Origin of the sequence: Pseudonocardia sp. KRD291, assembly GCF_019263595.1 — a bacterium.
Classification (GTDB): domain Bacteria; phylum Actinomycetota; class Actinomycetes; order Mycobacteriales; family Pseudonocardiaceae; genus Pseudonocardia.
Genome location: NZ_JADQDD010000316.1, coordinates 1 through 6649 on the forward strand (window position 1 = coordinate 1; position 6649 = coordinate 6649).

10 protein-coding genes are annotated in these 6649 nt (G+C 72.0%); 4 read left to right on the plus strand and 6 right to left on the minus strand.

From position 1 onward, the window contains the following. From I4I78_RS28185 to I4I78_RS28200, 4 genes are all read right to left on the minus strand, one after another. Positions 1 to 581: class I SAM-dependent methyltransferase (locus tag I4I78_RS28185; protein ID WP_218614537.1), on the minus strand; the 581-nt coding region annotated here is incomplete at its 3' end. A 152-nt stretch (positions 582 to 733) separates the two neighbouring features. After that, on the minus strand, positions 734 to 955 hold the full coding sequence (locus I4I78_RS28190; RefSeq protein WP_226380592.1) for a heavy-metal-associated domain-containing protein: 222 nt from the start codon (positions 953 to 955) through the stop codon (positions 734 to 736). Positions 956 to 979: 24 nt separating this feature from the next. Further along, positions 980 to 2071 (minus strand): sulfite exporter TauE/SafE family protein, encoded by a 1092-nt coding sequence (locus tag I4I78_RS28195; RefSeq protein WP_308252409.1) that lies wholly within the window; start codon positions 2069 to 2071, stop codon positions 980 to 982. A 236-nt stretch (positions 2072 to 2307) separates the two neighbouring features. Continuing rightward, complete coding sequence (locus I4I78_RS28200) at positions 2308 to 2961, minus strand: hypothetical protein (protein WP_218614538.1); 654 nt, start codon at positions 2959 to 2961, stop codon at positions 2308 to 2310. A gap of 307 nt (positions 2962 to 3268) precedes the next feature. On the opposite strand from I4I78_RS28200, the gene I4I78_RS28205 reads away from it, so the two are divergent. The 3 genes from I4I78_RS28205 (at position 3269) to I4I78_RS28215 (ending at position 5092) form a co-directional block, all read left to right on the plus strand. Then, the gene (locus I4I78_RS28205; RefSeq protein ID WP_218614539.1) at positions 3269 to 3682 is read left to right on the plus strand and encodes a BlaI/MecI/CopY family transcriptional regulator; all 414 of its coding nucleotides are present in this window, start codon (positions 3269 to 3271) and stop codon (positions 3680 to 3682) included. Positions 3683 to 3747: 65 nt separating this feature from the next. After that, positions 3748 to 4518 carry a M56 family metallopeptidase gene (locus I4I78_RS28210; protein ID WP_218614540.1) on the plus strand — a complete coding sequence of 257 codons (771 nt, stop codon included), beginning with the start codon at positions 3748 to 3750 and terminating at the stop codon, positions 4516 to 4518. 127 nt (positions 4519 to 4645) lie between these two features. Then, positions 4646 to 5092 carry a MerR family transcriptional regulator gene (locus tag I4I78_RS28215; protein ID WP_218614541.1) on the plus strand — a complete coding sequence of 149 codons (447 nt, stop codon included), beginning with the start codon at positions 4646 to 4648 and terminating at the stop codon, positions 5090 to 5092. 131 nt (positions 5093 to 5223) lie between these two features. Here I4I78_RS28215 and I4I78_RS28220 read toward each other — a convergent pair whose 3' ends face one another. Both I4I78_RS28220 and I4I78_RS34005 read right to left on the minus strand, forming a co-directional pair. Next, positions 5224 to 5436, minus strand: a complete 213-nt coding sequence (locus tag I4I78_RS28220; protein ID WP_218614542.1) for a hypothetical protein — start codon at positions 5434 to 5436, stop codon at positions 5224 to 5226. Between the two features lie 362 nt (positions 5437 to 5798). Further along, the gene (locus I4I78_RS34005; RefSeq protein ID WP_308252411.1) at positions 5799 to 5942 is read right to left on the minus strand and encodes a hypothetical protein; all 144 of its coding nucleotides are present in this window, start codon (positions 5940 to 5942) and stop codon (positions 5799 to 5801) included. Positions 5943 to 5963: 21 nt separating this feature from the next. On the opposite strand from I4I78_RS34005, the gene I4I78_RS28225 reads away from it, so the two are divergent. Beyond that, on the plus strand, positions 5964 to 6649 hold a 686-nt coding region (locus I4I78_RS28225), incomplete at its 3' end, for a methyltransferase domain-containing protein (RefSeq protein WP_308252410.1).

Genomic DNA, 6649 nt, shown 5'->3' on the forward strand with positions numbered 1-6649 from the left:
ACGTGTCGGGACGGGCCGTGCTCGGCCAGCACGAACCGGCCGCCGGGCACCAGCACCCGGTAGGCCGCGCGGGCAGCCGCCGCCGGGTCGGGGATCGAGCAGAACGTGAACGTGGACAGCACCGTGTCGGTGCTGTGGTCGGGAAGGTCGAGGTCCTGGACATCGCCTTGGCGCAGCTCCACCCGGTCCAGGGCCTCATCGTCGACACGTTGCCTGGCCAGTGCCAGCATCCCCTCGGACAACTCGACCCCGACCACGCGGGATACCAGCGGAGAGTAGAGCGGGAGGTTGAGGCCGGTTCCGACTGCGATCTCGACGACGCGGCCGCGGGCGCGAGACACCGCCCAGGCCCGCGACCCGTCGAACAACAGGCGTTCCAGGACGCTCATCTGCCGGTCGTAGCGGCCCGCGACCGCATCGAATATCTGGGCCACCTGGCGGTTGTCGGGCTGATGCATGTCCGTCTCCCCTGGGTTCCGCAGTGCAGATCGGTGGTGCAGCGAATCGGTGGTGCAGTGTCGTCGCGCGAGCCGAGCCGTCGGCGACCCTGCGATCATCGCGTCGTCGGTCGCGACCGGCATCGGCTATGGGGTGGAACCTGGGTGGAGCCGTGGGCGCCGTCGACCTGCAGCCGCGGCGTGCACGTTCGGACAGCGCAACGACATCGCGCGGGTCGAGCGGCGGCGGGACGCCGCAGGAAAACGACACCCTGGCGACCGTGCTCTGCTGTGGCTTACACGGTGGCCGGGTCGGCCCGGTAGCCCAGCTTCTCGATCACCGCGATGATCGCGACGTGGGCGGTGCGTTCGTCGTGGGTAATGGTGCTGCGCTTCGCCTTGGTGGAGGTCTGGCTCGCAAGCACGCCGGGTAGGTCGGCGAGAGCGTCGTCGATGAGCAGGGCACAGCTGCCGCAGTGCATCCCTCGCACGTTGAGCTGCAGGGTGGTCGTGGTCATCAGTGGGCCTCCGGAACCGCGGGGTCAGCTGGCGGTGATGGTTCCGGTGTACATGCCCATGCCGCAGGCGTAGGCGAGGGCTCCCGGCGCGAGGACACCGAGGTCGATGCGGGTCTCGCCGCTGCTCGGCAGAATCTGCTGCACTCCGAGTGCGGCGATGGTGAACGACCGGACACAGCCTGTGGGTTGGTCGGAGGTGATGACCAAGGTCGTGGGGAGGCCGGCCTTGGCCTGGGTCCGGGCGGGGGTGTAGCCGCCGGGGTTGGCGCTGACGGCGACGGTCTGGCGGCCCTCGGCCACCGTCGCGGCCGACGGAATGGGCGAGGAGTCGGGCCCGGCGAGGGCGGCGGTCACCCGGCTGGCCGCCACCGGGGAGCCGGCGAGCTCGAGTCCGCCGTTGAGGGTGAACAGGCCCATGATGGCAACGACGGCGCCGGTAGCCAGGGCGAGTCGGCCCCGCCATGCGGTCGCGGCCTTACGGGCCGCGTAGCCCAGGACCGCGAACAGCGGGCTGGTACCGATCACGAACACGGCCATCGTCACGGCGCCGGCCAGCGCAGAGCCGGAGGTGAGCGCGAGGGCCTCGACCGACAGGGTCACCCCACACGGGATCAGGACCGACGCCAGCCCGAGCAGCCCCGGAGCGAACGCGGCCTGTGAGCGGCTGCTGCGCAGGACCAGCCGACCGAAGCTCTGCGGAGGTTCGACGACGATCCGGCGCAACCCGGCCACCCCGAGTTGGGCGAGCCCGAAGACCAGGACGACCGCGCCGGCGACCAGCTGCAGGGCGGCGCTGGCACCGACGGACAGCTGCACCGCGCTGCCGAGGGCCCCGAGCAACCCGCCCAACATCGCGTGGGAGAGGAGTTTGCCGGTGAGGAACCCACCGACCGGGGCCAGGTCGTCGACCAGGGACTGCCACCGCCGTGTGACCGGCGGCGCGGTGTCGGCGGGCTCGTCGCGCTCGACGCGGGCGGGCCGGGTGCCGGCCGGGGCCAGGGCGGCGGTGGCAGCCCGTTGGCGCGTGATCAACCCGGCGAGCAGGCCGCCCTGGACGGCCGCGCAGGTCACACCCCCAGCCAACAGGCCGGTGAGCAACACAGCGGTCAGGTTCACGGGGTTGTTCCTCCTGGGATGGCGACAAGGGGGCCTACCGGATGGGGTGCCTCCGCGGACCCGGCTGCCGATCGGGGCGCCTGCGGGCTCGTTCGACCGCTCGGTGCGGTTCCTGTCGACGCGGGGGCGCCGTCCCGTGTGAATAGGGCACCGGGCCGCATGATCAGCGCATCGCCGAGATCGACCGCACCCTGGCCGAGGTGCGCGCCCTGGGCCGCGACCTCTCCGGGGCAGGTTCAGGCGTTGCTGAAATCGTAGGTCGCCGGCGGCGTCACCGGGCTCCCGGAAGGCCCGTAGACCAGCGCGATCTGCTGGTGATCGCGTAGCTCGACCGCGGCAGGGTTGCCGGGGACCTCGACACCGTCGACGAACCCGCGCAACGTCATCCCGGCACCGGCGCGCAGGCCGCCGATCCGGGTGGCGTCGAGGGCGACGTTCCACTCGTTGAACAGCTGGCCCAGGGTGTAGCGCCCGCCGGGGTCGGACGACTCCACGTGCACGAGCCCGGTTGCGTCGTGGGTGTGCAGTGCCGACATCTGCCCGCTCGCCTGATCGACGCCGAGATCGGCCGGGACCGGCACCGGCCGGCCGGCCACGATCACGTCGAGGTGGGCGTGGAAATGCTGCGCCATGGCACTCATGTCACTGATCGGGAGCCCTGCCGCCCGCATCCCGGGTGCGGGGTCGGCGGGGCCGGGCCACGGCGGCACCGTCGTCGCCCCGTACCCATTCGCCGTCGGCAGCGGAGCCAGCGGGGACACCTCCGCCGGCCGGGTCGCGAGCCCGATCACGCCGAGCACCACCAGGACCGCCCCGAGGGCGAACCCGATGCGGACCCACCACTGCCTGCGGTGCGGTGGGGCGGCCGGGCGCGGGGTGGTCTTGCCCATCGGTCCTCCTCGGCGAGCGGTGACAGGTGGCGCGATACGGGAGCGCGGGCTCATCGCCGGGAATCGGGCCCACCCAGTAGCGAGCCACCACCGACAACAGGCCAGGCTCGGTCGTCGGTGAGGTTGGCGCTGCGCTGCAGCAGGCCATCCCGTTCGTCACCGCGATCGTCTCCCTATGATCATCCTGCTCGTGCCCGGCCCCGGAGCGAGCACACCTCCGGATATCAACTACCGGCCGATAGTACATACGGGGGCGGTTGGTAAGTTGGGGCGCATCGGAGGACGGTGCAGCGGATCGGAGGCGCGGATGCCCACGAGCGATCGGGAGGCCGGCGACCCGGGACTCGAGCAGGCGCTCGACGTCCTTGGCCGGCTGGAGGCGCGGATCATGCGTGCGGTGTGGATCGGTGAGGTGAGCCCGCCGTTCACCGTGCACGACGTGCACGACCTGATGCCGGAGCTGGCCTACACCACCGTGCTGACCACGATGCGACGCCTGGCCGACAAGGGCCTGCTGCACGCGGCCGCCGCCGTGGGCCGGCGCTCACACCACTACCGCGCCGCCGGGAACCCGGCGACGTTCATGGCGGTGGAGAGCGAGCGCGAGGCCGCCAGCGTGGTCGAGCGCTACGGCGACGCCGCGCTCGCGGCGTTCGCACTGCGCCTGGAGGCGCTCAGCCCTGAGCAGCGCGACTCCCTGCACCGGTTGCGCCGGTCGTGACCACCAGCCGGGGGCGCCCCCAACCCCGCCTGCATGGCTACGGGGGTCTCTCGATCCTCGTCTCGGTGGTGGGAGCGGCGCTGCTGTGGGGGGCCGGCGCCCTCCCCGCCCTGACCGCTCTCGGCTGCGGGCAGATGCCGCTCCGGGCGTGTTCCGCAGACGCCGTCCCCGCGGCCGCAGCCATCCTGGCCGGCGCGGCCGCGGTGCGCGTCGCGTGGCTCGGCGGCGCCGTAGCCCGCCGGGTACGAGCCCTGAACCGGGTCCCGGCCCCGCCGGCGCTCACCGCGGCCGGCGCCCGGCTCCGTAACTCCCGCGTCGTCTGCCTGGCCACCGGGGATCAGCTCGCGTTCTGCGCCGGGCTCTGGCGCCCGCGGCTGTATGTGTCCCTCGGTGCAGTGCAGCGACTCGCCGCCGACGAGCTCGCCGCCGTCCTGGCCCACGAGGACGCGCACGCCCGGCGCCGCGACCCGCTGCGCGCCATCCTGCGGCGAGCGGGAGCCGATGTGCTGTTCTTCGCCCCCCTGGTCCGGCACTGGGACCGTCGCCGCCGCCTGCGAGCCGAGCTCGCCGCGGACCGCGCCGCGGTCCACCGCGCCGGCGCGCCCGCGCTGGCCGGGGCCCTGCTGGGCATGGTCGCGACCGCACCGCCAGGTGCGACCGCGTTCGGCCCCGTGGCCAGTTCAGCGATCGACGCGCGGATCGCCGCGCTCACCGACACCGCCGCGCCCACCAACCCGATCCCGATCAGCGCAGGGGCCATGACCGTGATCGGGTCGCTGGCAGCGGCCGCCCTCGTCCTGTGCCTGCCCCCGCTCACCCTCGCTCTCGGCTTATAGAACACCCCCCGGGGATGTACGAGACACCGCAAGAACGACGGTCGGCACCCGGCGCAGAACAATTCGGGCAAGCACACCCAGGCGCCCCGAACCTGCTGGAAGCCAGTGATCATGTGGGAGGCCAGGGATGAGCGACAACGGGCCGGTGAGCATCGGCCAGGCCGCGGCACGGTCCGGGGTGAGCGCCAAGGCGATCCGGCTCTACGAGGCCCGGGGCCTTCTGCCCCCGACCGCTCGGACATCGACCGGGAACCGACTCTTCCACGACGAGGACCTCGAGGTATTGGACTTCATCGCCCGCGCCAAATCTGCCGGCCTGCGCCTGCACGAGATCAAGACTGTGCTCGAACTGCAGCGCACGGGCCAAACGCCGTGCGGCCGCGTCATAGACATGTTCGACGAACGGGTCGCCGAGATCGACTCGACGATGCAGAGCATGGCCGCCTTGCGGCAGCGGATCGTCGAACTACGTGACGAGACCGACCGAGGCCAAGAGCCGTCCGGACTGTGCTCGATCCTGTCGGCCGCGGACCCATCCACGGAGCTTCGCGACCCTGCCGGCAGGCGCCCATAGTAAGAGGGCCTCATTGCCGCCCGTCCCGACATAAGACGAGGCCACGATCGCGGCGCCGGGGGTGCAGGTTCGGGTCAGCAGCGGGGTGGAGCACTGCAGCGGCAGTGCTCCACCCCCAGCTGATCAGGCGATCACACGCCCTCGGCGATCGCGCGGCACTGGCGGGCACACTCACGGCACGCCTGCGCACAGGCGCGGCAGTAGTCGGCGTCGTTCTGCTCGCAGAGCTCGGCGCAGGCGTCGCAGACCTCGGCGCACAGCTGGGCCACCTTCGGCGCCAGCGCCGACCCCCGGGCCAGCAGCGTCCCGAGCAGCTTGCAGATCTCCGCGCAGTCCACACACATCCGCCCGCAGTCGGTGCGCCCCGCAGGCAGACAACAGTTGTAATGGCACGCCTCGCAGGACTCCCGACACTTGGCACACGCATCCAGAGCCGCCTGGTAACGCTGCTCCACCATGGTCGCAGCCATAGCAGTCTCCTCTCGCTCGTCTTCCCGATCCACGGACCCGGGTCGAGCCCGCCACTGCCATGAGTAGCCCCTTACCCCAGGGGGAAGGGCAAATGCTCGAGGACCTGCGCGACGACGTCGCCGCCGGCCCCGGCCGACGGATCGTGTTCCTGGGCCGCGACGGACACTCCTACGCCGCTGCCGTCCGTGGACTGGATCCCGAGATCGTCGTCACTAGAGTCGTGGTCGAGGCCGCCCTACAGGACCTCGACCGCCACACCGACGCGGACTTCTCCGAGGTCGAGGAGTTCCGAGTCCGCGCCCGCGTGCACCCCTCGGAAGTCGACGGCGCGTTCCAGGCGCTGACCGACTACCTCGGCGACGCCGGCGTGCCCGTGCACCAGCCCGGGTCTGCGGTCACCGTGGTCGACAACAGCTTCAAGGGCACGATCCAGGAGCTGCTCACCGCGGCCTACCCCAACACCGCGTTCGCCGGGCGCTACTCCTTGCGCGCCACCCACCCCGCAGATCCACACCCCGAGACCAAGGTCGGCTACGCGTTCCACCAACCGGCGAGGCCCCGCTGGCGCGGCGCCCCCCGAGCTGGCGCTGCCAACCTAGATGGAACTGACCCTGGGAACCGTCGCCGCCGGGTTGGCGATCGAGCACACCCTGCACGGCCCAGACACCGGCCCCCGCGCGATCGGGCCCGATGGTCCGCTGCAGCAGCCCCCGCGCACCATCACCGATCCGCTACGCGGCCTCAACCCAGCGCTGATCCACGACTCCTATCAGGACACCGTGGCGCGGGAGGCGAGCAAGGCCGCCGCACTCCGCGCGGTGCACGACACCGCAGCCCAAGCGGGGGCACGTTGGGCATCCTTCGACGCCGACACCATCGAACGGGAACGCGACGACACCCGGGCCGAGTTCACCGGGCAGCTGCGCGCCTGGATCGAACGAGGCCCGACCACAGCGCCAACATGGCGCTGTCCACGTTCACGTTCTGCTCGATCCCCGACCCGGCGGCGGCTGCCCGCGCGGCCTACCGGGTGCTGGTGCCCGGCGGCCGGTTCGTGCTGGCCGAGCACGGCCCGTCCCGACACGC

Bases quoted from the DNA above. Each gene is read 5' to 3' on its own strand.
- I4I78_RS28205 (WP_218614539.1), top strand. From the start codon at position 3,269: ATGCCCACGAGCGATCGGGAGGCCGGCGACCCGGGACTCGAGCAGGCG.
- I4I78_RS28220 (WP_218614542.1), bottom strand. From the start codon at position 5,436: ATGTGTGTGGACTGCGCGGAGATCTGCAAGCTGCTCGGGACGCTGCTG.
- I4I78_RS28200 (WP_218614538.1), bottom strand. From the start codon at position 2,961: ATGGGCAAGACCACCCCGCGCCCGGCCGCCCCACCGCACCGCAGGCAG.
- I4I78_RS28215 (WP_218614541.1), top strand. From the start codon at position 4,646: ATGAGCGACAACGGGCCGGTGAGCATCGGCCAGGCCGCGGCACGGTCC.
- I4I78_RS28190 (WP_226380592.1), bottom strand. From the start codon at position 955: ATGACCACGACCACCCTGCAGCTCAACGTGCGAGGGATGCACTGCGGC.